Source organism: Streptomyces sp. NBC_00376, from assembly GCF_036077095.1.
Classification (GTDB): Bacteria; Actinomycetota; Actinomycetes; order Streptomycetales; family Streptomycetaceae; genus Streptomyces.
Genome location: NZ_CP107960.1, coordinates 3,708,689 through 3,733,028 on the forward strand (window position 1 = coordinate 3,708,689; position 24,340 = coordinate 3,733,028).

At 68.7% G+C, this 24,340-nt stretch carries 23 protein-coding genes; 6 read left to right on the forward strand and 17 right to left on the reverse strand.

What is annotated here, in order from left to right:
- Positions 1-67: 67 nt before the first annotated feature.
- From nuoN to OG842_RS16670, 14 genes are read right to left on the reverse strand one after another with little or no spacing between them, the layout of a single operon-like run.
- Positions 68-1,732 carry an NADH-quinone oxidoreductase subunit NuoN gene (gene nuoN / locus OG842_RS16605; protein WP_266730485.1) on the reverse strand — a complete coding sequence of 555 codons (1,665 nt, stop codon included), beginning with the start codon at positions 1,730-1,732 and terminating at the stop codon, positions 68-70.
- The gene (locus OG842_RS16610; RefSeq protein ID WP_266730486.1) at positions 1,729-3,300 is read right to left on the reverse strand and encodes an NADH-quinone oxidoreductase subunit M; all 1,572 of its coding nucleotides are present in this window, start codon (positions 3,298-3,300) and stop codon (positions 1,729-1,731) included. The genes nuoN and OG842_RS16610 overlap by 4 nt, the downstream gene beginning before the upstream one ends.
- A 5-nt stretch (positions 3,301-3,305) precedes the next feature.
- Positions 3,306-5,201: an NADH-quinone oxidoreductase subunit L gene (gene nuoL, locus OG842_RS16615; RefSeq protein WP_266730488.1), complete on the reverse strand. Its 1,896-nt coding sequence runs from the start codon at positions 5,199-5,201 to the stop codon at positions 3,306-3,308.
- Positions 5,202-5,215: 14 nt separating this feature from the next.
- Complete coding sequence (gene nuoK, locus OG842_RS16620; protein ID WP_093543641.1) at positions 5,216-5,515, reverse strand: NADH-quinone oxidoreductase subunit NuoK; 300 nt, start codon at positions 5,513-5,515, stop codon at positions 5,216-5,218.
- On the reverse strand, positions 5,512-6,339 hold the full coding sequence (locus OG842_RS16625; RefSeq protein WP_266730490.1) for an NADH-quinone oxidoreductase subunit J: 828 nt from the start codon (positions 6,337-6,339) through the stop codon (positions 5,512-5,514). Before OG842_RS16625 ends, nuoK begins: the two co-directional genes overlap by 4 nt.
- Positions 6,336-7,001 carry an NADH-quinone oxidoreductase subunit NuoI gene (gene nuoI, locus OG842_RS16630; RefSeq protein WP_266730491.1) on the reverse strand — a complete coding sequence of 222 codons (666 nt, stop codon included), beginning with the start codon at positions 6,999-7,001 and terminating at the stop codon, positions 6,336-6,338. The genes OG842_RS16625 and nuoI overlap by 4 nt, the downstream gene beginning before the upstream one ends.
- Positions 6,994-8,397 carry an NADH-quinone oxidoreductase subunit NuoH gene (gene nuoH, locus OG842_RS16635; protein WP_266730493.1) on the reverse strand — a complete coding sequence of 468 codons (1,404 nt, stop codon included), beginning with the start codon at positions 8,395-8,397 and terminating at the stop codon, positions 6,994-6,996. The genes nuoI and nuoH overlap by 8 nt, the downstream gene beginning before the upstream one ends.
- On the reverse strand, positions 8,394-10,925 hold the full coding sequence (locus OG842_RS16640; protein ID WP_266730495.1) for an NADH-quinone oxidoreductase subunit G: 2,532 nt from the start codon (positions 10,923-10,925) through the stop codon (positions 8,394-8,396). Before OG842_RS16640 ends, nuoH begins: the two co-directional genes overlap by 4 nt.
- Positions 10,922-12,298, reverse strand: coding sequence for an NADH-quinone oxidoreductase subunit NuoF (nuoF, locus tag OG842_RS16645; protein ID WP_266730496.1), 1,377 nt, complete (start codon positions 12,296-12,298; stop codon positions 10,922-10,924). Before nuoF ends, OG842_RS16640 begins: the two co-directional genes overlap by 4 nt.
- Complete coding sequence (gene nuoE / locus OG842_RS16650; protein WP_266733633.1) at positions 12,298-13,071, reverse strand: NADH-quinone oxidoreductase subunit NuoE; 774 nt, start codon at positions 13,069-13,071, stop codon at positions 12,298-12,300. Before nuoE ends, nuoF begins: the two co-directional genes overlap by 1 nt.
- Positions 13,072-13,100: 29 nt before the next feature.
- Complete coding sequence (locus tag OG842_RS16655) at positions 13,101-14,423, reverse strand: NADH-quinone oxidoreductase subunit D (RefSeq protein WP_266730497.1); 1,323 nt, start codon at positions 14,421-14,423, stop codon at positions 13,101-13,103.
- Entirely contained in the window at positions 14,423-15,151 is a 729-nt protein-coding gene (locus tag OG842_RS16660) for an NADH-quinone oxidoreductase subunit C (RefSeq protein WP_266730498.1), read from the reverse strand. The genes OG842_RS16655 and OG842_RS16660 overlap by 1 nt, the downstream gene beginning before the upstream one ends.
- Entirely contained in the window at positions 15,148-15,702 is a 555-nt protein-coding gene (locus tag OG842_RS16665) for a NuoB/complex I 20 kDa subunit family protein (protein ID WP_030926341.1), read from the reverse strand. The genes OG842_RS16660 and OG842_RS16665 overlap by 4 nt, the downstream gene beginning before the upstream one ends.
- Positions 15,703-15,720: 18 nt before the next feature.
- Complete coding sequence (locus tag OG842_RS16670; RefSeq protein WP_003992243.1) at positions 15,721-16,080, reverse strand: NADH-quinone oxidoreductase subunit A; 360 nt, start codon at positions 16,078-16,080, stop codon at positions 15,721-15,723.
- A gap of 817 nt (positions 16,081-16,897) precedes the next feature.
- Here OG842_RS16670 and OG842_RS16675 point away from each other — a divergent pair.
- The 3 genes from OG842_RS16675 to OG842_RS16685 all read left to right on the forward strand — a co-directional run bounded on the left by OG842_RS16675 (position 16,898) and on the right by OG842_RS16685 (position 20,759).
- Positions 16,898-17,737 carry a C40 family peptidase gene (locus tag OG842_RS16675; RefSeq protein WP_328512291.1) on the forward strand — a complete coding sequence of 280 codons (840 nt, stop codon included), beginning with the start codon at positions 16,898-16,900 and terminating at the stop codon, positions 17,735-17,737.
- A gap of 300 nt (positions 17,738-18,037) precedes the next feature.
- Complete coding sequence (locus OG842_RS16680) at positions 18,038-19,264, forward strand: MFS transporter (RefSeq protein ID WP_328512292.1); 1,227 nt, start codon at positions 18,038-18,040, stop codon at positions 19,262-19,264.
- 136 nt (positions 19,265-19,400) lie between these two features.
- Entirely contained in the window at positions 19,401-20,759 is a 1,359-nt protein-coding gene (locus tag OG842_RS16685; RefSeq protein ID WP_328512293.1) for an acyltransferase family protein, read from the forward strand.
- A gap of 66 nt (positions 20,760-20,825) precedes the next feature.
- On the opposite strand, the gene OG842_RS16690 is transcribed toward OG842_RS16685, so the two are convergent.
- From OG842_RS16690 to OG842_RS16700, 3 genes are all read right to left on the reverse strand, one after another.
- A complete protein-coding gene (locus tag OG842_RS16690; RefSeq protein WP_266730503.1) occupies positions 20,826-21,413 on the reverse strand; it encodes a TetR/AcrR family transcriptional regulator in 588 nt (195 codons plus the stop codon).
- Positions 21,413-21,802, reverse strand: coding sequence for a hypothetical protein (locus OG842_RS16695; protein WP_266730504.1), 390 nt, complete (start codon positions 21,800-21,802; stop codon positions 21,413-21,415). The genes OG842_RS16690 and OG842_RS16695 overlap by 1 nt, the downstream gene beginning before the upstream one ends.
- Before the next feature lie 71 nt (positions 21,803-21,873).
- Positions 21,874-22,341, reverse strand: coding sequence for an ATP-binding protein (locus tag OG842_RS16700; protein WP_266730506.1), 468 nt, complete (start codon positions 22,339-22,341; stop codon positions 21,874-21,876).
- Positions 22,342-22,598: 257 nt separating this feature from the next.
- On the opposite strand from OG842_RS16700, the gene OG842_RS16705 reads away from it, so the two are divergent.
- From OG842_RS16705 to OG842_RS16715, 3 genes are all read left to right on the forward strand, one after another.
- Positions 22,599-23,447, forward strand: a complete 849-nt coding sequence (locus OG842_RS16705) for a helix-turn-helix domain-containing protein (RefSeq protein WP_266730508.1) — start codon at positions 22,599-22,601, stop codon at positions 23,445-23,447.
- Positions 23,448-23,457: 10 nt separating this feature from the next.
- Positions 23,458-23,658, forward strand: coding sequence for a DUF397 domain-containing protein (locus tag OG842_RS16710; protein WP_124717024.1), 201 nt, complete (start codon positions 23,458-23,460; stop codon positions 23,656-23,658).
- 194 nt (positions 23,659-23,852) lie between these two features.
- Complete coding sequence (locus OG842_RS16715) at positions 23,853-24,281, forward strand: hypothetical protein (RefSeq protein ID WP_266730510.1); 429 nt, start codon at positions 23,853-23,855, stop codon at positions 24,279-24,281.
- Positions 24,282-24,340: the final 59 nt, after the last annotated feature.

Consider the following 24,340-nt stretch of genomic DNA (forward strand, 5'->3'; position numbering starts at 1 on the left):
CGACAACGCCGGACGGGCTTGACTTCTCAAGCCCGTCCGGCGGCGGTCGCTGCTGCGTGGGAGTGCGCTACCTCACGAAGACTCCCGCCTGGCTCGCCAGGTCCAGGAAGTACTGCGGGGCCAGGCCCAGCACCAGCGTGACCGCGACTCCCACCGCGATCGTCGTCATCGTCAGCGGGGACGGGACGGCGACCGTGGGGCCGTCCGCCTTCGGCTCGCTGAAGAACATCAGCACGATGACCCGGATGTAGAAGAACGCGGCGATCGCCGAGGAGATCACACCGACCACGACCAGTCCGCCCGCGCCACCGTCCGCCGCCGCCTTGAACACGGCGAACTTTCCGGAGAACCCGGAGGTGAGCGGGATGCCGGCGAAGGCCAGCAGGAACACCGCGAAGACCGCGGCGACCAAGGGCGAGCGGCGGCCGAGCCCGGCCCACTTCGACAGGTGCGTGGCCTCGCCGCCCGCGTCGCGCACCAGGGTGACGACGGCGAACGCGCCGACCGTCACGAAGGAGTACGCGCCCAGGTAGAAGAGGACCGACGAGATGCCGTCCGGGGTCGTGGCGATCACACCGGCGAGGATGAATCCGGCGTGGGCGATCGAGGAGTAAGCCAGCAGCCGCTTGATGTCGGTCTGGGTGATGGCGACGATCGCACCGCCCAGCATCGTGACGATCGCGACGGCCCACATGACCGGGCGCCAGTCCCAGGCGAGGCCCGGCAGCACCACGTACAGCAGGCGCAGCAGCGCGCCGAACGCGGCGACCTTGGTGGCGGCGGCCATGAAGCCGGTGACCGGGGTCGGGGCGCCCTGGTAGACGTCCGGGGTCCACATGTGGAACGGGACGGCGCCGACCTTGAAGAGCAGGCCGGTCAGGATCATCGCGCCGCCGATCAGGAGCAGCGCGTCGTTGCCCATGGTGTCGGCGAGTGCCGGGTCGATCCGGGTGACGGAGCCGTCGACCACGTTCGCGATCGCCGCGTACGAGACGGAGCCCGCGTACCCGTAGAGCAGGGCGATCCCGAAGAGCAGGAACGCCGAGGAGAAGGCGCCGAGCAGGAAGTACTTCACCGCGGCCTCCTGCGACATCAGCCGCTTGCGGCGGGCGACGGCGCACAGGAGGTAGAGCGGGAGGGAGAAGACTTCCAGGGCCACGAAGAGCGTCAGCAGATCGTTGGCCGCGGGGAAGACGAGCATGCCGGCCACCGAGAAGAGGACCAGCGGGAAGACCTCGGTGGTGGTGAATCCGGCCTTGACCGCGGCCTTCTCGCTGTCGCTGCCGGGGACCGAGGCGGCCTGGGCGGCGAAGGAGTCCACGTGCTTGCCGTGCGCGGCGGGGTCGAGCCGCCGCTCGGCGAAGGTGAAGACGGCGACCAGCGAGGTCAGCAGGATGGTGCCCTGCAGGAACAGCGTCGGCCCGTCGATCGCGATGGCGCCCATCGCGGCGATGTGCGCCTTCGTCGTGCCGTATCCGCCGGCCGCCAGTCCGACGACCGCGGCGAACGCGGCGGCCAGCGCGACGACCGTGAGGAAGACCTGCGTGTAGTAACGGGCCCGGCGCGGCACGAAGGCCTCGACGAGTACGCCCACGACGGCGACACCGATCACAATGAGGACCGGGGCCAGCTGCGTGTACTCGATGACCGGGGCCTTGAACTTCTCGACCGGGGCGGCCGATGTCACCCCGCCCGCCATTGTCCACAGGCTGTGGACAGCTGTTGCGCTCACTTGGCGGCCTCCACCTCAGGCTGGGGGTCCTTCTTCTGGACGTCCGACATGGTGTGCTGCACCGCCGGGTTGACGATCTCCGTCAGCGGCTTCGGATAGACACCCAGGAAGAGCAGCAGCGCGATCAGCGGGAGGACCACCACCAGCTCCCGGACCTTGAGGTCCGCCATGCCCTGGACCTCGGCCTTCACCGGGCCCGTCATCGTCCGCTGGTAGAGGACGAGGACGTAGAGCGCGGCGAGCACGATGCCGGTCGTGGCGACGATGCCCGCCGCCGGGTACGCGCTGAACGTGCCGACCAGGACCAGGAACTCGCTGACGAACGGGGCGAGTCCGGGCAGCGACAGGGTGGCCAGACCACCGATCAGGAAGGTGCCGGCCAGGATCGGCGCCACCTTCTGCACCCCGCCGTAGTCGGCGATGAGCCGCGAGCCGCGCCGGGTGATCAGGAAGCCCGCCACCAGCATCAGCGCGGCGGTCGAGATGCCGTGGTTGACCATGTAGAGCGTGGCGCCGGACTGGCCCTGGCTGGTCATCGCGAAGATGCCCAGGATGATGAAGCCGAAGTGCGAGATCGACGCGTAGGCGATCAGGCGTTTGATGTCGCGCTGGCCGACGGCGAGCAGCGCCCCGTACACGATGCTGATCAGGGCCAGGACGACGATCACCGGCGTCGCCCACTTGCTGGCCTCCGGGAAGAGCTGGAGGCAGAAGCGGAGCATCGCGAAGGTGCCGACCTTGTCGACGACCGCGGTGATCAGGACGGCGACCGGGGAGGTCGCCTCGCCCATCGCGTTGGGCAGCCAGGTGTGCAGCGGCCACAGCGGGGCCTTCACCGCGAAGGCGAAGAAGAACCCGAGGAAGAGCCAGCGCTCGGTGCTGGTCGCCATGGAGAGCGAGCCGTTCGCGCGGGCCTCGGCGATCTCGGAGAGCGAGAACGTCCCCGCGACCACGTAGAGCCCGATCACGGCGGCCAGCATGATGAGCCCGCCGACCAGGTTGTAGAGGAGGAACTTCACCGCGGCGTACGAGCGTTGCGCCGCCGCGTTCTCGTCGCTGCCGGTGTGCGCCCGGTCCCCGAAGCCGCCGATGAGGAAGTACATCGGGATGAGCATGGCTTCGAAGAGGATGTAGAAGAGGAAGACGTCGGTGGCCTCGAAGGAGAGGATCACCATCGCTTCGACCATCAGGATCAGGGCGAAGAAGCCCTGGGTCGGGCGCCAGCGCGAGGACTTGGTCTCCAGGGGGTCGGCGTCGTGCCAGCCGGCCAGGATGACGAAGGGGATCAGCAGGGCGGTGAGCGCCATGAGCGCCACCCCGATGCCGTCCACGCCCAGTTCGTACCGGACGCCGAAGTCCTTGATCCAGGCGTGCGATTCGGTGAGCTGGTAGCGGGCGCCGCCGGGCTCGAAGCGGGCGAGCGCGACACCCGCCAGCACGAGTGTGGCCAGCGAGAAGAGCAGCGCCAGCCATTTGGCGGTGGTGCGCCGGGCGGCCGGGACGGCGGCGGTGGCGACCGCGCCGATCGCCGGGAGCGCAGCCGTCGCTGTCAGGAGGGGAAAGGACATGGTGATCAGACCGCCCTCATCAGCAGGGTCGCGGCGATGAGAACCGCCGTACCGCCGAACATCGAGACCGCGTAGGTGCGGGCGTAGCCGTTCTGCAGCTTGCGCAGCCGGCCGGAGAGCCCGCCCATCGAGGCCGCCGTGCCGTTGACGACGCCGTCGACCAGGGTGTGGTCGACGTACACCAGGGAGCGGGTGAGGTGCTCGCCGCCGCGGACCAGGACCACGTGGTTGAAGTCGTCCTGGAGAAGGTCGCGTCGGGCGGCCCGGGTGAGCAGCGAGCCGCGCGGGGCGACGACCGGTACGGGCTTGCGTCCGTACATCGACCAGGCGATGGCGACGCCGATGACCAGCACCACCATGGTGGCGGCGGTGACGGTCGTGGCGCTGACCGGGGCGTGTCCGTGGCTGTGGCCGGTGACCGGCTCCAGCCAGTTCAGGAAGCGGTCGCCGATGGAGAAGAAGCCTCCGGCGAAGACCGAACCGAACGCGAGGACGATCATGGGGATGGTCATCGACTTCGGGGACTCGTGCGGATGCGGCTCGTGGCCCTCCGCGTCGGGCTGCCAGCGCTTCTCTCCGAAGAACGTCAGCAGCATCACGCGTGTCATGTAGAACGCGGTGATCGCGGCGCCCAGCAGGGCCACCGAGCCGAGGATCCAGCCCTCGGTGCCGCCCTTGGCGAAGGCCGCCTCGATGATCTTGTCCTTGGAGAAGAAGCCGGACAGACCGGGGAAGCCGATGATCGCGAGATAGCCGAGACCGAAGGTGATGAAGGTGACCGGCATGTACTTCCGCAGGCCGCCGAACTTCCGCATGTCGACCTCGTCGTTCATGCCGTGCATGACCGAACCGGCGCCGAGAAAGAGCCCGGCCTTGAAGAAGCCGTGGGTCACCAGGTGCATGATCGCGAAGACATAGCCGATCGGGCCGAGCCCGGCGGCCAGGATCATGTAGCCGATCTGCGACATCGTCGACCCGGCGAGGGCCTTCTTGATGTCGTCCTTCGCGCAACCGACGATCGCACCGAAGAGCAGCGTGACCGCTCCGACGACCACGACGACCAGCTGCGCGTCCGGCGCGGCGTTGAAGATCGCGCCGGACCGGACGATGAGGTAGACGCCCGCGGTCACCATGGTCGCGGCGTGGATGAGGGCCGAGACCGGGGTCGGGCCCTCCATCGCGTCACCGAGCCAGGACTGCAGCGGCACCTGGGCCGACTTGCCGCAGGCCGCGAGCAGCAGCATCAGGCCGATCGCCGTCAGCTTGCCCTCGCTGGTCTCCCCGGTGGCTTCGAGGACGGGGCCGAAGGCGAAGGTGCCGAAGGTGGTGAACATCAGCATGATCGCGATCGACAGGCCCATGTCACCGACGCGGTTGACCAGGAACGCCTTCTTGGCGGCCGTGGCCGCGCTGGGCTTGTGCTGCCAGAAGCCGATGAGCAGGTACGACGCCAGACCGACGCCCTCCCACCCGACGTACAGCAGCAGGTAGTTGTCGGCGATGACCAGGATCAGCATCGCCGCGAGGAACAGGTTCAGATAGCCGAAGAAGCGGCGCCGGCGCTCGTCGTGCGCCATGTAGCCGATCGAGTAGATGTGGATCAGGGTGCCCACACCGGTGATCAGCAGCACGAACGTCATCGACAACTGGTCGAGCTGGAAGGCCACATCGGCCTGGAAGCCCTCGACCGGGATCCAGCTGAACAGCTTCTGGTGCAGCGCCCGGTCCTCCGCGCCCTTCCCCAGCATGTCGAGGAAGAGCACGACGCCGATGACGAACGACGCGGCTGCGAGCAGGGTGCCGATCCAGTGTCCGGCGCGGTCCAGCCGTCGGCCGCCGCAGAGCAGGACCGCCGCTCCGAGCAGGGGCGCCGCGACAAGCAGCGCGATCAGGTTCTCCACGATTCAACGTCCCCTTACAGCTTCATCAGGCTGGCGTCGTCGACCGAGGCCGAGTGGCGGGAACGGAACACCGACACGATGATCGCGAGCCCGACCACGACCTCGGCGGCGGCGACGACCATCGTGAAGAAGGCGATGATCTGGCCGTCGAGATTGCCGTGCATCCGGGAGAAGGTCACGAACGCGAGGTTGCAGGCGTTGAGCATCAGCTCCACGCACATGAACACCACGATCGCGTTCCGCCGGATCAGCACCCCGGCCGCGCCGATGGTGAACAACAGGGCTGCGAGATAGAGGTAGTTGACCGGATTCACTTGGCGACCTCCTCTTCTTCGTTGTCACGGCCGAGCCGTTCCTCGGAGCGCTGCTCCAGCGCCTTGAGCTGGTCCAGCGACTCGTTCGACACGTCGCGGATCTGGCCTCGGTTGCGCAGCGTCTGCATGACGGTGAGCTCGGAAGGCGTGCCGTCCGGGAGCAGACCCGGGATGTCCACGGCGTTGTGCCGGGCGTAGACACCGGGGGCGGGCAGCGGCGGAAGCTGCTTGCCGCGTACGCGCTCCTCGGACATCTCCCGCTGGGTTTTGGCCCGTTCGGTGCGCTCCCGGTGGGTGAGCACCATCGCGCCGACCGTCGCCGTGATCAGCAGGGCGCCGGTGATCTCGAAGGCGAAGACGTACTTGGTGAAGATGAGGCTGGCCAGCCCCTCGACGTTCCCGCCGTGCTCGGTGTTGGCGGTGCCGAGTCCGTTGAAGCTGTTCAGCGAGGCGTTGCCGATGCCCGCGATCAGCAGGACGCCGAAGCCGAGCCCGCAGCCCGCGGCCAGCCAGCGCTGCCCCTTGAGGGTCTCCTTCAGCGAGTCGGCCGCGGTGACACCGACGAGCATGACCACGAAGAGGAACAGCATCATGATCGCGCCGGTGTAGACGACGATCTGGACGATGCCGAGGAAATAGGCGCCGTTGGCGAGGTAGAACACCGCCAGGACGATCATGGTCCCGGCGAGGCTCAGCGCGCTGTGCACGGCCTTCTTCATCAGTACGGTGGACAGCGCGCCCATCACGGCGACGATGCCGAGCAGCCAGAACTGGACGGCCTCACCGGTCGAGGTCTGGGAGGCCGCGGCGGCCAGGCCGGTCATGCGCCCACCCCCTGCGCCGAGCCGTTGTTCTCGCTGTGCCCGTCGGCCGGCTTCTCGCCCTTGGAGATGGCGACCTGGGGCTCCGTACCGGGTGCGGCCTCGGTGACGAGACCCCGGTAGTAGTCCTGTTCGTCCATCCCGGGGAAGATCGCGTGCGGGGTGTCGACCATGCCCTCCTCCAGGCCCGCGAGCAGCTCGTCCTTGGTGTAGATGAGGCTCTCGCGGGTGGTGTTGGCGAGCTCGAACTCATTGGTCATCGTCAGCGCCCGGGTCGGGCAGGCCTCGATGCACAGTCCGCAGAGAATGCAGCGCGCGTAATTGATCTGGTAGACGCGGCCGTAGCGCTCACCCGGGGAGTAGCGCTCCTCGTCGGTGTTGTCCGCGCCCTCGACGTAGATCGCGTCCGCCGGGCAGGCCCAGGCGCACAGCTCGCAGCCGATGCACTTCTCCAGACCGTCCGGGTGACGGTTGAGCTGGTGCCGGCCGTGGAAGCGCGGCGCCGTCACCTTCGGCGTTTCCGGATACTGCTCGGTCAGCCGCTTCTTGAACATGGCCTTGAAGGTCACGCCGAAGCCGGCGACGGGGTTCTGGAACTTCTCCTCCGAGGACCCCGAGGATCCCGAGGCTCCCGACGTCCCCGAGGACTCTGGTGACTCAGACACCGTCAGCCTCCTTTCCGTCACTCGAATTTCCGTCACTCTGAGTATCCGACCCGCCACTGACAACGAGCTCCCGCTCGCCCCGCGGCCTGCGGCGCGGCACCGGCGGCAGGGTCTGTCCGGGCAGCGGCGGCACCGGGAACCCGCCCGCCATCGGGTCGAACGGCGGCTTCGGTCCGGCCTCCGTCTCGGCGGCCCGGCCCTTCTTGTCGCGGAAGATGTCGGCGACGAAGGAGATCAGCAGGATCGCGATCACGGCCCCGGCCACGTACAGCACGATCCTCGTGAAGTCGTAGCCCTCGTTGCGCAGCGCCCGCACCGTCGCGACCAGCATCAGCCAGACCACGGAGACCGGGATCAGGACCTTCCAGCCGAGTTTCATCAGCTGGTCGTAACGGACCCGGGGCAGCGTGCCGCGCAGCCAGATGAAGAAGAACAGCAGCAGCTGGACCTTGAGGACGAACCAGAGCATCGGCCACCAGCCGTGGTTCGCGCCCTCCCAGAAGGTGCTGATCGGCCACGGGGCCCGCCAGCCGCCCAGGAACAGGGTCGTGGCGACCGCCGAGACGGTGACCATGTTGACGTACTCGGCGAGCATGAACATCGCGAACTTGATCGACGAGTACTCGGTGTTGAAGCCGCCGACCAGGTCGCCCTCGGACTCCGGCATGTCGAACGGGGCGCGGTTGGTCTCGCCGACCATCGTGACGATGTAGATGATGAACGAGACCGGCAGCAGCAGGATGAACCAGCGGTCCTGCTGCGCCTCCACGATCTTCGAGGTCGACATCGACCCGGAGTAGAGGAAGACCGAGGCGAACGCGGCGCCCATCGCGATCTCGTAGCTGATCATCTGCGCGCAGGAGCGCAGACCGCCCAGGAGCGGGTACGTCGACCCGGACGACCAGCCGGCCAGCACGATGCCGTAGATCCCGACCGAGGCGACGGCGAGGATGTAGAGCATCGCGATCGGCAGGTCGGTGAGCTGCATCGTGGTGCGGTGCCCGAAGATCGAGACCTCGTTGCCGGACGGGCCGAACGGGATCACGGCGATCGCCATGAACGCCGGGATGGCGGCGACGATCGGCGCGAGCACGTACACGACCTTGTCGGCCCGCTTGACGACCAGGTCCTCCTTCAGCATCAGCTTGATGCCGTCGGCGAGCGACTGGAGCATGCCCCAGGGACCGTGCCGGTTGGGGCCGATGCGCAGCTGCATCCAGGCGACGACCTTGCGCTCCCACACGATGGAGAAGAGCACGGTCACCATCAGGAACGCGAAGCAGAACACCGCCTTGATGACGACGAGCCACCACGGGTCGGTGCCGAACATCGACAGATCCTCGGCGGCGAGCACCGCACCGTGCGGTGCCGCGGCCAGTTGAGCGAAGGCACTCACGCCCCCACCTCCGGTGTGACGTCGGGAGTACCCGGTGCGGCGGGACCGATCCGGACCAGACCGCCGGGCCGGGCACCGGTGTCGGCCGGAACGCCCCGCCCGGCGGAGTTCAGCGGCACCCAGACCACCCGGTCCGGCATGTCGGTGACCTTCAACGGGAATGCGACGCTGCCCGCCGGGCCGGTGACGGCCAGCAGATCGCCGTCCTTCACACCCGTCTCGGCGGCGGTGGCCGCGGAGAGCCGGGCGACCACGGCGTGCCGGGTACCGGCCAGCGCCTCGTCGCCCTCCTGGAGCCGGCCCAGGTCGAGCAGCATCCGGTGGCCCGCGAGGATCGCCTCGCCGTCGCCGGGCCTGGGCAGCGGCCGCGCCGGCTCGTTCGGGTCGGTGGCGTGCGTACCGGTCCAGCCGCCGAGCCGGTCCAGCTCACGGCGTACGGACTTCAGGTCCGGCAGCGCGAAGTGACTGACCACATCAGCGCCTCCGGCGCGGGCCATCTCGTCGGCCAGCATGTGCAGCACCCGGGCGTCGCCCGGCGCGAGCGTGCGCGTCATCTGCTCGGGCTTCAGCGCCGCCTCGAACATCCGCGCCCGGCCCTCCCAATTAAGGAACGTCCCGGACTTCTCGGCCACCGCGGCAACCGGGAAGACCACGTCGGCGCGGTCGGTGACCTCGTTCGGCCGCTGCTCCAGGGAGACCAGGAAGCCGACCTGGTCCAGCGCCTCCAGGGCCCGTGCCGGGTTCGGCAGGTCCACGGTCTGGACCCCGGCGACGACCAGCGCGCCCAGTTCGCCGGTGGCCGCGGCCTCGACGATCTGGCCGGTGTCGCGGCCGAAGCGGGACGGGAGTTCGGCGACGCCCCAGGCGGCCGCCACCTCGTCCCTGGCCCGCGGGTCGGTCGCCGGACGGCCGCCGGGCAGCAGCGACGGGAGCGCGCCCGCCTCCACCGCGCCGCGCTCGCCGGCCCTGCGCGGGATCCACACCAGCGCGGCCCCGGTCGCGGTCGCCGTCCGTACCGCGGCGGTGAGCCCGCCCGGCACCCCGGCCAGCCGCTCGCCGACCACGATCACGGCGCCCTCGCTCCGCAGCGCCTCGGCAGCCGCGGCTCCGTCGCCGTCGAGTCCGACGCCGCCCGCGATCGCGTCCAGCCACTCGGTCTCGGTGCCGGGAGCGGCGGCCAGCAGCGTGCCGCCCGCCTTCTCCAGGCCCCGGGTGGCGTGCGAGGCGACGGCGTAGGTGCGCTGTCCGTGCTTGCGGTTCGCCTTGCGCAGCCGCAGGAAGACGCCGGGCGCCTCCTCCTCCGATTCGAACCCGACCAGCAGCACCGTCGGGGCCTTCTCCAGCGAGGTGTACGTGACACCCGCGCCGTCCAGGTCCCGGCCGCGCCCGGCCACGCGGGCGGCCAGGAAGTCGGCCTCCTCGCTGCTGTGGACCCGGGCCCGGAAGTCGATGTCGTTGGTGTCCAGCGCGATCCGGGCGAACTTGCTGTACGCGTAGGCGTCCTCGACGGTCAGCCGGCCGCCGGTGAGCACCCCGGTCCGGCCGCGCGCGGCGGAGAGGCCGGCGGCCGCGGCGGCCAGCGCCTCGGGCCAGCCCGCGGGTTCCAGGACGCCGTCCGCGTTGCGTACCAGCGGAGTGGTGAGCCGGTCCCGCTGCTGCGCGTAGCGGAAGCCGAAGCGGCCCTTGTCGCAGACCCACTCCTCGTTGACCTCGGGGTCGTTGGCGGCGAGCCGCCGCATGACCTTGCCGCGCCGGTGGTCGGTGCGGGTCGCGCAGCCGCCCGCGCAGTGCTCGCAGACCGACGGCGAGGAGACCAGGTCGAAGGGACGGGAGCGGAATCGGTACGCCGCCGAGGTCAGCGCCCCGACCGGGCAGATCTGGATGGTGTTCCCGGAGAAGTACGACTCGAACGGGTCGCCCTCGCCGGTACCGACCTGCTGGAGCGCGCCGCGCTCGATCAGCTCGATCATCGGGTCGCCCGCCACCTGGTTGGAGAACCGGGTGCAGCGCGCGCAGAGCACGCACCGCTCACGGTCCAGCAGCACCTGGGTGGAGATCGGGACGGGCTTCTCGTACGTCCGCTTCTTGCCGTCGAAGCGGGAGTCCGCGTCGCCGTGCGACATCGCCTGGTTCTGGAGCGGGCACTCGCCGCCCTTGTCGCAGACCGGGCAGTCCAGCGGGTGGTTGATGAGCAGCAGCTCCATCACACCCTTCTGGGCCTTCTCGGCGACCGGCGAGGTGAGCTGCGACCTGACGACCATGCCGTCGGTGCAGGTGATGGTGCAGGACGCCATCGGCTTGCGCTGGCCCTCGACCTCGACGATGCACTGGCGGCAGGCGCCGACCGGGTCGAGGAGCGGGTGGTCGCAGAAGCGCGGGATCTCGATGCCGAGGAGTTCGGCGGCCCGGATGACCAGGGTGCCCTTGGGCACGCTGATCTCGATGCCGTCGATGGTCAGCGTGACCAGGTCCTCGGGCGGGATGGCCGCCTCGCCGCCCCCGGAGGGCGCACTCGTGGTGACTGTCATGCGTTCACCCCCTGGTGAGCGTTCTTGTCGTCGGCCCAGACGGTCGACCTGGCGGGATCGAAGGGGCAGCCCTTGCCCGTGATGTGCTGCTCGTACTCCTCGCGGAAGTACTTCAGCGAGGAGAAGATCGGCGAGGCGGCGCCGTCGCCGAGGGCGCAGAAGGACTTGCCGTTGATGTTGTCGGCGATGTCGTTCAGCTTGTCGAGGTCGGACATCTGGCCCTTGCCGGCCTCGATGTCGCGGAGCAACTGGACGAGCCAGTAGGTGCCTTCGCGGCAGGGCGTGCACTTGCCGCAGGACTCGTGGGCGTAGAACTCGGTCCAGCGGGTGACGGCCCGCACCACGCAGGTGGTCTCGTCGAAGCACTGGAGCGCCTTGGTGCCGAGCATGGATCCGGCGGCGCCGACGCCCTCGTAGTCGAGCGGTACGTCGAGGTGCTCGTCGGTGAACATCGGGGTCGACGAGCCGCCCGGCGTCCAGAACTTCAGCCGGTGGCCGGGGCGCATCCCGCCGCTCATGTCGAGCAGCTGGCGCAGCGTGATGCCGAGCGGGGCCTCGTACTGGCCGGGGCCCGCGACGTGCCCGCTGAGCGAGTACAGCGTGAAGCCCGGGGACTTCTCGCTGCCCATCGACTTGAACCAGTCCTTGCCCCGGTTCAGGATCGCGGGAACCGAGGCGATGGACTCGACGTTGTTCACCACAGTGGGGCAGGCGTACAGACCGGCGACCGCGGGGAAGGGAGGTCGCAGCCGGGGCTGGCCACGCCGTCCTTCGAGAGAGTCGAGCAGCGCGGTTTCCTCACCACAGATGTACGCGCCGGCACCGGCGTGCACCGTGAGTTCCAGATCGAGCCCTGAGCCCAGGATGTTCGTCCCCAGATAACCCGCCTCGTACGCCTCTCGTACGGCCTCGTGCAGACGTCGCAGCACGGGGACGACCTCACCGCGCAAGTAGATGAACGCGTGCGACGAACGGATCGCGTAACAGGCGATCACGATGCCCTCGATGAGGCTGTGCGGGTTGGCGAACAGGAGCGGGATGTCCTTGCAGGTGCCCGGTTCCGATTCGTCGGCGTTGACGACCAGATAGTGCGGTTTGCCGTCGCCCTGCGGGATGAACTGCCACTTCATCCCGGTGGGGAAGCCCGCGCCGCCGCGGCCGCGCAGACCGGAGTCCTTGACGTAGGCGATCAGGTCGTCCGGCGCCATGGCGAGGGCCTTGCGCAGTCCCTCGTATCCCTCGTGGCGGTGGTAGGTGTCCAGGGTCCAGGATTCCGGCTCGTCCCAGAAGGCGGAGAGGACGGGGGCGAGCAGCTTCTCGGGGCTGTCCCCGTTGCCGCTTCCGTTGTCGTTGATCTCGGTCGTCAACGTCATCACTCCCCCTCCTCGGCGGTCGGGCCGGTCGGCTGGTCCGGGTCCTGCGGGGCGGTGTGGCCGGAATCGCCGTGCGGGCGCTCGCCGCGAGGGGCGACGACGCGCGGGTGCGGCTCCTCGCCCTTGGCGAGGCGGAGGCCGATCAGCGAGGCGGGGCCCGCGCCGCCGGACGCCTCGACGGCGCCGGGGCGCTCGTCGGGGAAGCCGGCCAGGATGCGGGCGGTCTCCTTGTACGAGCAGAGCGGGGCGCCGCGGGTGGGTTCGACGGTGCGCCCGGCGATCAGGTCGTCGACCAGGCGGGTCGCGCTCTCGGGCGTCTGGTTGTCGAAGAACTCCCAGTTGACCATCACCACGGGGGCGAAGTCGCAGGCCGCGTTGCACTCGATGTGTTCGAGCGTGATCTTTCCGTCCTCGGTCGTCTCGTCGTTGCCGACGCCGAGGTGCTCCTTGAGCCGGTCGAAGATCGCGTCGCCGCCCATCACCGCGCAGAGCGTGTTGGTGCAGACGCCGACCTGGTAGTCGCCGCTGGGCCTGCGCCGGTACATCGTGTAGAAGGTGGCGACCGCGGTGACCTCGGCGGTGGTGAGGCCGAGCAGCTCGGCGCAGAACGCCATGCCCGTACGGGAGACGTAGCCCTCCTCGGACTGCACCAGGTGCAGCAGGGGCAGCAGGGCGGAGCGGCTGCCGGGGTAGCGGGCGATCACCTCCTTCGCGTCCGCTTCGAGCCTGGCGCGCACCTCGGCCGGGTAGGCGGGGGCGGGGAGCTGCGGCATCCCCAGACTGACTTCCTGACGTGCTTCGGTCACCGGTCGACGCCTCCCATCACGGGGTCGATGGACGCGACGGCGACGATGACGTCGGCGACCTGGCCGCCCTCGCACATCGCCGCCATGGCCTGGAGGTTGGTGAAGGACGGGTCACGGAAGTGGACCCGGTAGGGGCGGGTGCCGCCGTCCGAGACGACGTGCACGCCGAGTTCGCCCTTGGGCGACTCGACCGCGGTGTACGCCTGCCCGGCCGGGACCCGGAAGCCCTCGGTCACCAGCTTGAAGTGGTGGATCAGGGCCTCCATGGAGGTGCCCATGATCTTCTTGATGTGGTCGAGCGAGTTGCCGAGACCGTCCGGGCCGAGCGCGAGCTGGGCCGGCCAGGCGATCTTCTTGTCGGCGACCATCACGGGACCGGGGGCGAGCCGGTCGATGCACTGCTCGACGATCCGCAGAGACTGGCGCATCTCCTCCAGGCGGACGAGGAAGCGGCCGTAGGCGTCGCAGGTGTCGGCGGTGGGGACGTCGAACTCGTACGTCTCGTACCCGCAGTACGGGTCGCTCTTGCGCAGGTCGTGCGGGAGTCCGGCCGAGCGCAGGATCGGGCCGGTGGCGCCGAGGGCCATGCAGCCGGTCAGGTCGAGATAGCCGACGTCCTGCATGCGGGCCTTGAAGATGGGGTTGCCGGTGGCGAGCTTGTCGTACTCCGGCAGGTTCCTCTTCATGGTCTTCACGAACTCGCGGAGCTGGTCGATCGCGCCGGGCGGCAGGTCCTGGGCGAGTCCGCCGGGGCGGATGAACGCGTGGTTCATGCGCAGGCCGGTGATCAGCTCGAAGAGGTCGAGAACGAGTTCACGATCACGGAAGCCGTAGATCATGATCGTGGTGGCGCCGAGCTCCATGCCGCCGGTGGCGATGCACACCAGGTGCGAGGAGAGCCGGTTGAGCTCCATCAGGAGCACGCGCAGGATGGTGGCCCGGTCGGGGATCTGGTCCTCGATGCCGAGGAGCTTCTCGACGCCCAGGCAGTACGCCGCCTCGTTGAAGAACGGCGTCAGGTAGTCCATGCGCGTGACGAAGGTGGTGCCCTGCGTCCAGTTCCGGTATTCGAGGTTCTTCTCGATACCGGTGTGGAGGTAGCCGATGCCGCAGCGGGCCTCGGTGACGGTCTCGCCGTCGATCTCCAGGATCAGCCGCAGAACACCGTGCGTGGACGGGTGCTGGGGGCCCATATTGACAATGATGCGCTCGTCGTCGGACTTGACGGCGGACTCGACGACCTCGTCCCAGTCGCCGCCGGTGACTGTATATACAGTCCCCTCGGTCGTGGCCCGGGGCGTTGCGTGGGGAGTAGACATCAGGAGTACGACCTCCGCTGGTCCGGAGCCGGGATCTGGGCGCCCTTGTACTCGACGGCGATGCCGCCGAGCGGGTAGTCCTTGCGCTGCGGGAAGCCCTGCCAGTCGTCCGGCATCATGATCCGGGTGAGAGCGGGGTGCCCGTCGAAGACGAGCCCGAAGAAGTCGTAGGCCTCGCGCTCGTGCCAGTCGTTGGTCGGGTAGACCGCGACGAGGGACGGGATGTGCGGATCGCTGTCCGGGGCCGACACCTCCAGGCGGATCAGCCGGCCGTGCGTGATCGAGCGCAGGTGGTAGACGGCGTGCAGCTCGCGGCCCTTGTCGCCGAGGAAGTGGACGCCGCTCACCCCCGTACAGAGCTCGAAGCGCAGCGCCGGGTCGTCGCGCAGGGTCTGTGCGACCCGGACGAGGTGCTCGCGGGCGATGTGGAAGGTGAGCTCGCCGCGGTCGACGACGGTCTTCTCGATGGCGTTGGCGGGAAGCAGGTCCTGTTCCTCCAGGGCCCCTTCCAGCTCGTCCGCGACTTCGTCGAACCAGCCGCCGTACGGACGGGAGGTGGCGCCCGGCAGGGTCACGGTGCGGACGAGGCCGCCGTAGCCGGAGGTGTCGCCGCCGTTGTCGGCGCCGAACATGCCCTTGCGTACGCCGATGACCTCGCCGGTGTCCGTGCGCGGCGCGGGCACACCGTTGTTGTTGCTCTGTTCGTCGTGGTTGTCGTTCCCGCTCATCGCAGCAGCCCCTTCATCTCGATCAGGGGCAGTGCCTTGAGTGCCGCGTCCTCCGCCTCGCGGGCGGCCTCCTCCGCGTTGACCCCGAGCTTGGAGCCCTGGATCTTCTGGTGGAGCTTGAGGATCGCGTCCATCAGCATCTCGGGCCGCGGCGGACAACCGGGCAAATAGATGTCAACAGGAACAATATGATCAACACCCTGCACAATGGCGTAATTGTTGAACATTCCGCCCGATGATGCGCAAACCCCCATGGAGATCACCCACTTGGGGTTGGGCATCTGGTCGTAGACCTGACGCAGGACGGGCGCCATCTTCTGGCTGACCCGTCCTGCGACGATCATCAGATCCGCCTGCCGCGGCGATCCGCGGAAGACCTCCATGCCGAAACGGGCCAGGTCGTAGCGCCCGGCCCCGGTCGTCATCATCTCGATGGCGCAACAGGCGAGGCCGAAGGTGGCGGGGAAGACGGAGGACTTCCGTACCCAGCCGGCGGCCTGCTCGACAGTGGTCAGCACGAAGCCGCTGGGCAGCTTCTCTTCGAGTCCCATGGTGTGCCCCTCAGCCCCTCAGTCCCATTCCAGGCCGCCGCGACGCCACACATACGCGTAGGCGACGAAGACGGTGAGCACGAAGAGCAGCATCTCCACGAGCCCGAAGATCCCCAGGGCGTCGAAGGTGACCGCCCAGGGATAGAGGAAGACGATCTCGATGTCGAAGACGATGAAGAGCATCGCCGTCAGGTAGTACTTGATGGGGAAGCGGCCGCCTCCGGCCGGAGTGGGTGTGGGTTCGATACCGCACTCGTACGCTTCGAGCTTTGCCCGGTTGTACCGCTTGGGGCCGATAAGCGTGGCCATGACCACGGAGAAGATCGCAAACCCTGCCCCGAGGGCGCCGAGCACGAGGATGGGCGCGTAGGCATTCACGCTCCTCGCTCCTTCCAGTCGTCCTTGACCGTTGGACCGCATCGGGCGACCGGCTCGCCACCTCACCAAGATCGTGCACATGTGAGGCAGTTCACAAGCCCGACTGCCCCGCATCCTATGCCCGCCATCCTGTGATCTGCGACACGGGGTACGACAACGCCTTTGTGATCTCCACCACCTGACGAAGGATCATGAAGTCGGATGAGCGGTGATCTTCACACGCGAAGCGGCCGAGTGATCACGAGACGTGACATCCGATGCTGTTACCGCTGGTCAAACGGCTGTCGCTCTATCAAGAGATGGCCATGCCAAGCAAATTGGCGGTGGACAGGACAGGGTGATAGAGGAATCCTCCCGATCTTGGTCTCGCCGGACGCCCCGCACCCCTCCCTCGGCCCGCCAGGGTCCTCCCGGCCACCCGAACCTCACCCGGGAGAGGGGCCGCGGGTAGCGAAGTGGACGCGCGAGAGCATTTCCGACCTTCGGTGTGAACGGGACATCTCCCTTCACCCGGAGCCGCCTTGGCCGCATGGCGCATAACCGCCCCTCACCCCGCATCCACAATGTGACCTGCGTCACTTCATCAATGCCCCCACAAAAGCGGGCTTGGCCATCGGTGTGAGCGGATGGTAGGCGGCGGGCAATTCGGGCGTATTGCCGAAAGACCGTGATCACAGCCGTGTTCAACCATGCCCGTTTTGCCCGTTACGGCGTCAATAAGGGTCCTCGGAAAGCGGATTCACAGATTCCGTACGTAACTGTGTCGCAACACACGTTTCTTGATGGGAACCCCAGGGCCCTGATAGCGCTAGTACTCATGTCCCACACCGCTCACATACCCAGCCACCGGAAGCCCCGCCGAAACGCCTCGAAGACGGCGCTGCGGGCCGGAGTTGCCGGTGGCGTCCTCAGCACCATCGCGGTCGCAGGCGCTGCCGGTCCGGCCCAGGCCGAGCCGGTGACCCAGACCATCGAGATGCCCACCATCACCTCCGGGCTCTCCACCGCCGTCGCCGCGTCCGCCCAGGCCACGCAGCAGGTCGCCCAGGACCTGCAGACGCAGGCCCAGGAGGACGCCGCAGCCGCCACCGCGGCCAAGGCCGCCAAGAAGGCCAAGGCCGAGGCGGTCCGCAAGGCAGAGGCCAAGAAGAAGGCGGAGGCGGCCGCCAAGGCCAAGGCGGAGGCCGCCGAGCGCGCCTCCCGCACCACCGCCCGCACGACGCTCAGCGCGACCTCCGGCTCCAGCACCGGTACCGCCGCGTCCACGTCCTCCTCTTCTTCCTCCTACTCCTCGAACGCGACCGGCTCCGCCGCCGCGGTCATCGCCTTCGCGCAGGCCCAGGTCGGCGACGCGTACGTGCCCGGCGGCACCGGCCCCAACTCGTGGGACTGCTCCGGCCTCGTCCAGGCCGCGTTCCGTTCGGTCAACATCGACCTGCCGCGCGTCTCGCAGTCCCAGTCCACCGCCGGCACCCAGGTCTCGCTGAGCAACCTCCAGCCGGGCGACATCCTGTACTGGGGCGGCGCGGGCAGCGCGTACCACGTCGGGATCTACGTGGGCAACGGCCAGTTCGTCGGCGCGCAGAACTCCAGCACCGGTGTGGTGCAGCGTCCGCTGTCCTACGACCCGCCGTCCGGCGCGGTCCGCGTCCTCTGATTCGGCGCGACCTTCTGGGTTCACGGATTCACAAGCGCCTTCCCGGCGCCCGTTGAAGGGCCGTCACTCCCCCGCTCGGGAGCGACGGCCCTTCAACGTTTCCGGTCCTCCGGCGAGAAGCACCCGGCTTCCAGCACCCGGCCTCCAGTGCCTGGCCCCCAGCGCCCGGCCTCCGGCGAAAAACCGACGTCGACCCCGGCCGAAGCCGTTGACGTCGCGAACCTGCCGGACTCCGTCCACCGCCGCTTGTGAACTGGGGCGAACAGCCCCCGCGTCACCGAGCACAGGACGGCATCCGCCATGAACCCCACCGCGGCCACCACCCCCTCCGAACACACCGCCCTCCCGGCCCGCACCCCTTTACGCGGCCGGCTCGCCGTCCTCTCCGTCATGCTGGGCATCTTCTCGATCGTCACCACCGAAATCCTGCCCATCGGCCTGCTCACGTCGATCGGGTCCGACTTCGCCGTCTCGGACGGCACGGCGGGCCTGATGATGACCGTGCCCGGACTCCTCGCCGCCGTCTCCGCGCCCCTGGTCACGGTGGCGACGGCGCGCGTCGACCGGCGTCTGATGCTCGCCGCCTTCATGCTCCTGCTGACCCTGGCCGACTTCCTCGTCGCCGCCGCGACCGACTACCGCCTCGTCCTGGTCTCCCGAGTGCTGGTCGGGATCACCATCGGTGGCTTCTGGTCCATCGGGGCCGGACTGGCGGGCCGGCTGGTCCGCCCGGCGTCGGCCGCCCGCGCGACAGCGGTGATCTTCTCGGCCGTCCCGCTGGGCTCCGTACTCGGTGTCCCCGCCGGTACGTTCATCGGCGGCCTGGCCGGCTGGCGGACGGCCTTCGTGGTCCTGGGGGCGCTCGGCGTGGGCGTACTGGCCCTGATGCTCCTGGTGGTTCCGCCCCTTCCGCCGGCGCGGGTCACCCGCGCGAGCCTGCTGCGCACCGTGCTCGTCCGACCCGGCACCCGGTTCGCCCTGCTCATCACCTTTCTCATCGTTCTGTCCCACTTCGCGACGTACACCTATGTCACCCCCTTCCTGGAACGGGTCACACACGCCGGTCCGGGGCTGATCACGGTGTTCCTGCTGATCTACGGCGCCGCCGGGATCGTCGGCAACTTCGTCGGCGGCGCACTCGTGACCCGCCGCCCGCGCCTCGCGGTCTCCCTGGCCGCGGGCCTGATCGCCACCGCGACCGCGCTGCTCCCGGTCCTGGGCAGGTGGGAGGCCGGGGCCGTCGCGCTGCTGATCGCCTGGGGTGTCGCCTACGGTGCGGTGCCGGTCTGCTCGCAGACCTGGTTCGCCGGGGCCGCACCCGACGCACCCGAAGCGGCGTCCGTCCTTTTCACCGCGTCCTTCCAGGCGACCTTCGCCCTCGGCGCCCTGACGGGCGGAGCCGTCCTGGACCACGTGTCCGTGTCGGCGGTCATGGTGCTGGGCGGCGCGGTCGCGGCTCTCGCGGTTGTCACGGTGGCCGTGGCGGGACCACGCTCCGGGAGCCTCGGTGTCCGGGGGCGGCGATGAACGCACCGTCCTCAAGCGGAGGCCATGCCCCGTACGTGGTGGGGAGAACCCCACCACCGCGTGCAGTGCTGGCACCCCGATGGATCAGGGGGGCCGCTTTACTGTGCGTATCACCTGCTGACGTCACGATGTTTACATGCAGCAAACCCACGCTCATTCGCCCGGTCGCGGTCGCGATTCATTCATAGACGTCATCAGAGCGCTATGCGTGCTGGCCGTGATTTCCCAGCACTGGCTCATGCCCGTACTGGCCTACGAGAGTGGGCATTTGAGCACCGGGAATGCGCTCGCGAGCCCCGGCTGGTGGATTGTCACCTGGCTGACGCAGGTCATGCCGATGGTTTTCTTCGCCGGCGGCGCCGCCAATTTCTTCTCGTTCCGATCTGTGAAATCGGTGAACACCTGGCTCCGGAGCAGAATCGCGCGGCTCCTGGTGCCGGTCGTCCCCCTGGCAGCCGTGTGGCTGTTGCTGCCCCACGTGTTGATCGGCGCGGGGCTGCCGGAGCAGCCGGTGCTGATGGCGGGCAAGATAGCCGGCCAACTGCTCTGGTTCCTCGCCGTCTATGTGCTCGTGGTGGCGCTCACCCCGGTGATGTTCAAGTTGTACCGCCGGTACGGCTGGCGTGTGATCGGAGTCCTCGGCGCCTGTGCCCTGCTCGTCGATGTGCTGCGCTTCGAGTTCAGCCCCGCGATCGGATTCCTGAACGCCCTGTTCGTCTGGCTGGCGGCCCACCAGTTCGGCTTCCACTACGCCGACGGCGGCCTGCGCATGCGGAACGCGTGGGTGTCGTCGGGTCTGGCCGCGGTCGGCTTCGGACTCACCGCGGCCGCCGTGTTCTTCGGCCCCTACCCGGCGTCCATGATCGGGATGCCCGGGGCCCCGGTCTCCAACATGAGCCCGCCGACCGCGTTGATGATGTCGCTGACCATCGGCCAGCTCGGACTCTGGCTTACGCTCAAGCCGGCGATAACGCGATTCGCGGAACGCCCCATGGCCACCTCCGTACTTCAGTGGTGCGGGGCCCGTTTCATGACGCTGTATCTCTGGCACATGCCCGCGCTCGTGATGACGGCGGGAATCGCAATTGTCGGACTCGGATTCGCGACGCCGACGCCCGGCAGCCCGATGTGGTTCGCGGTGGCACCGCTGTGGGTCGGCGTTTCGGGATTCTTCCTGGTCAGCTTCACTCGAATTTTCGGCCGGTTCGAATTCCGTCGCCCCTCCGGTGCGGCATCGGAAATGAGCCTCGGCAAGGTCGTTCTCGCGGCCGTGCTTTCCGCCGGCGGTCTCCTCGGACTCGCCGCGCAGGGTTTCATCTCCCCCGGAAACCCGCTCGGTCCGGTGCTCTGCGTGGCGCTGGTGCTGACCGGACTGCTCGTCGTACGGGAGAAGACCGCCCCGAAGGCCGACGCCGCGCAGGGCATTCGCACCGTGCCCGTTCAGCCGGTGGTACGCCATGAAGGTGCCCGGGTTCTTTCCCGGCAGGGCAGCTGATGAGGGCCGCCTCGCGTACGGCGCCCGCGCGCCCCGTACGCGAGGCGGCTCTCCCGCTTCCGCGTCTCATGAGCCGCCGGCTGCGAGCTGCTGCCGGACCAGGCAGACCAATCCGTCGATGAGAGGGCCGGGCTCAAGGGACGGGTCGAGCGACCGCTGGAGCAGGTATCCGTCGATCGCCGCCGTGAGGGTGACGGCGAGGGAGAGCGGATGCGCGACCCCCCGCTCCGCGAACCAGTCGCACAGCCGCTGCCGCAGCTCGGCCAGCAGGGCGGCGATCTCTGCACGCAGCTCGTCGTCCCGGCTCGCGGCGACGAGGGACTCGTACAGCAGCAGCAGTTCCGGATCACGGGGATCGTTGGCGGACAGCGCACGGAGCATGGTTTCCACGGCCACGGCCGGATCCTCCTGCGCCAGCGCCTCGCCGATCCGGTCGAGGAAGAACGTCCGGATCTTCCGTACCGCGGCGATGCGCCGGAGTTCACCGATGCTCCCCACGTGGTAGTGGATCACTCCGGTGTTCACCCCCGCGCGCTCCGCCACCCGCCGGCTGCTCACATCGCCCCAGCCCAGCTCAGGGATGAGGGAGGCCGCGGCTTCGATGATCTTCTCGCGCGTGTCCGTCCGGCGCGAGGGGCTCGTCGACCCGCTCATCACAGCCGCACCCCCTGGATCGCGATCACGGCGATCACACCGGCCGAGGCCAGCGCGATCGCTTCGAGGACGAGCAGCTGCACCGGCAGGGGGTCGGGCACGACGGGGAAGACCGCGCCGAGGTCCGCCGCGAAAACCGCGATGTAGCCCAGGCTCAGCACCAGTGCCGCCACGAAGGCCCAGTGCTGACCGGCCATGGCGAACCCGGCCACCACGAAGCTGGCGAGCCCCAGGGAGGTCAGATACACGTTGAAGCTGTTGTACTGCCACCGCGGAAGCGGGGAGAAGTCCCTCGTGTCGATCAGCTTCCCCGGGACCATGGGAATCAGCAGAAGCGCCTCCCAGACCAGCAGTGCCGCGATCACGGTCCCCAACAAGGATTGGTTCATCACACTCTCCGATACGTGTACGTGCGGGAGTCTCCGTCTGTTTGGACGATAGTCCTGGACGGTCGTCCAAATCAAATGGAGAGGCGAGTCGCGCTCGCGGCGGAGAGGGTGAACCACACCGTCTTCGAGTGCGGTGACCGCGCCCCGTACGCGGTGGTCCCCCACCGGGCGGCGAGCGCGTCGACCAGGAACAGTCCCCGGCCGCCCTCGTCCGCGCCGGGGGTGCGCGGGGGCGGCGGCACAGGCAGGTGGCCGGGTTCGTCGTCCGCCACGTACACCGTCACCTGCCGGCGGTTGACGGTGACCTCCACCCGGATCTGCGGCGAGTCCGTATGGCAGTACGCGTTGGAGACGACCTCGCTCACACAGAGCCGGGCGTCGTCGACGAGGGGGGCGTGCCCGGCGGCCCAGAGCACCGTAGCCACGAAGTCCCGCACGATCCTGGGGGCGGTGGGGGCGTTCGGCACGACGAGCCGGTATCGCTCGCCGCGCCGGGGGAGGTAGGGGGTGGGTGACGGAGGGGCGGTTACGGGGGTCATGGCGCGGTCTCCCTGCGTGAGGCGGGCTCCGGGGCGTCGTGCGGTGGGCGCGGTCCGTGGCATTGGCCGACTCCCACGAGCGTTCAACTCGCTTGCGGGTGGCTGCACTTCGGTCCGGTCGAGCCTCAGCTCGACATGACGGGACGCTAGGGCACAACAATGGGACGGCGCAACAGTGTGACATCCGTAGCACCCATACGAGTGGACCAGTGGCCCGGTTGGGCGGCACACTCGTACCCGCACGAAGGGGAGGGTCCATGCCACCAAGGAGCTACCCGACCGCCAGGCAGCGGCGGTTGGGTGCGGAACTTCGCAAGCTGCGCGAGCGTGCGGGGATGTCCGGGAGCGAGGCGGCCGCGTACCTGGGCGGCGAGCGAGCCCAGATCAGCCACATCGAGTCCGGCCGCTACGGAGTGAGCAGCGAACGGGTACGCCGGCTCGCAGCTCACTACTCGGCCACCGACAAGCACCTGGTCGACGCCCTGGCCGAGATGGCCGAGGAACGCACCAAGGGATGGTGGGACGACTACCGCGGAATACTCTCGCCCGGATTCCTGGACCTGGCCGAGCTTGAGCACAAGGCGTCCTACATCCGAGCCATCCAGATGCTCATCATCCCTGGCGTGTTCCAGACGGAGTCGTATGCACGGGCCATCATCCGGAGCGGGATCACCGACCTTCCCGCCAACGAACTGAACGCCCGCGTCGAGCACCGCACCAGACGGCGCGACATCTTCGACCGCCCCAGGCCGACCCCGTTCGAGGCGTTCATCCATGAGGCCGCGTTGCGGATGCGGTACTGCGACCCCGAAACAATGCGGGCGCAACTCGCCTTCCTGCACGAGGTTTCCACCTGGCCGTCCGTGACGATCCGCATCATCCCGTTCACCAGGCAGATCACCGGTTCAGTGCACTCGACGCTGTACGCCGGGGCCGAAATTCCGGCACTCGACACCGTTCAGCTTGACAGCGCCTTCGACGCGGGCTTCCTAGACGCCGAGGCCCAGCTGGCGCGATATCGAGCCCTCCTCGACTCCATCGAGTCCATCTCTCTCGACACGGAGGAGTCCGCACAATTCATTCAACACATCGCACAGGAAATGTGAGTCCACCCGCATGACCGACGCAATCAACTGGCAGAAGTCCTCGTTCTCCGGAGCGGACAACAATCAGAGCTGCATCGAGCTGGCACCTGTCGACGGCTCGATCAAGATGCGCGAGAGCGATGACCCCGACATCGTCGTCACCACGAGCGTCGCCAAGCTGCGCGCATTCGTGCTCGGCGTGAAGGCCGGGGAGTTCGACCACCTGATCTGAGCACGGCCCGCAAGCGCCCTCCGGTTCGAACACCGGGGGGCGTTCTGCATATCCGGCGCAACATAGGGACGTCACACTGTTGCACCGCAGCCACCCGTAACGCTACCGTCGCTCTGCGTCGCCGCGCCGCGGAGGCCATCCGCCCCCGCCTGCCGCGCCGCGCCACAACTCCCCCTGCCCGCACGCCATTTGGCGTGCCCGCCGTGATCGGACGGTCGACGATGCGTACGCCCTTCACCCTCTTACAACCAGCCGTCGAGCGCGGCTACCGGTTCGAGGCCCTCCGCTACGGCCCCGCCACCGGCTTCGTCCCCGAGCCGGTCGTCCTGCGCATCATGGCCACGCCCCAGGAGGCCGTCCGCGCCATCCGCGTCCAGCTCCGGGCGAACCACCTCTTCGGTCTCACACCCCGCGAACTGATCCGCGCCCACCACTGGGCGGACCGGGGCGGCTGGGTGCAGGCGCTGGGGGCACTCCATCGCGGCGAACCCTGCGGGTTCACGCTCCTGCTGCGGGGTGGTCGGCACATCGAGTGGCACGTCCGCCCACTGACGTACGTATCGCTCGACGCCCGCACCCACCACCGCCCCGCCCCACGCCCCGTCGCACAGAAATCCGCATGAGTTAGGCTCGCCGGGGCGCAGCGAGGGCATCGATCGGGCTCAGGTATCGGCCCGCTGGG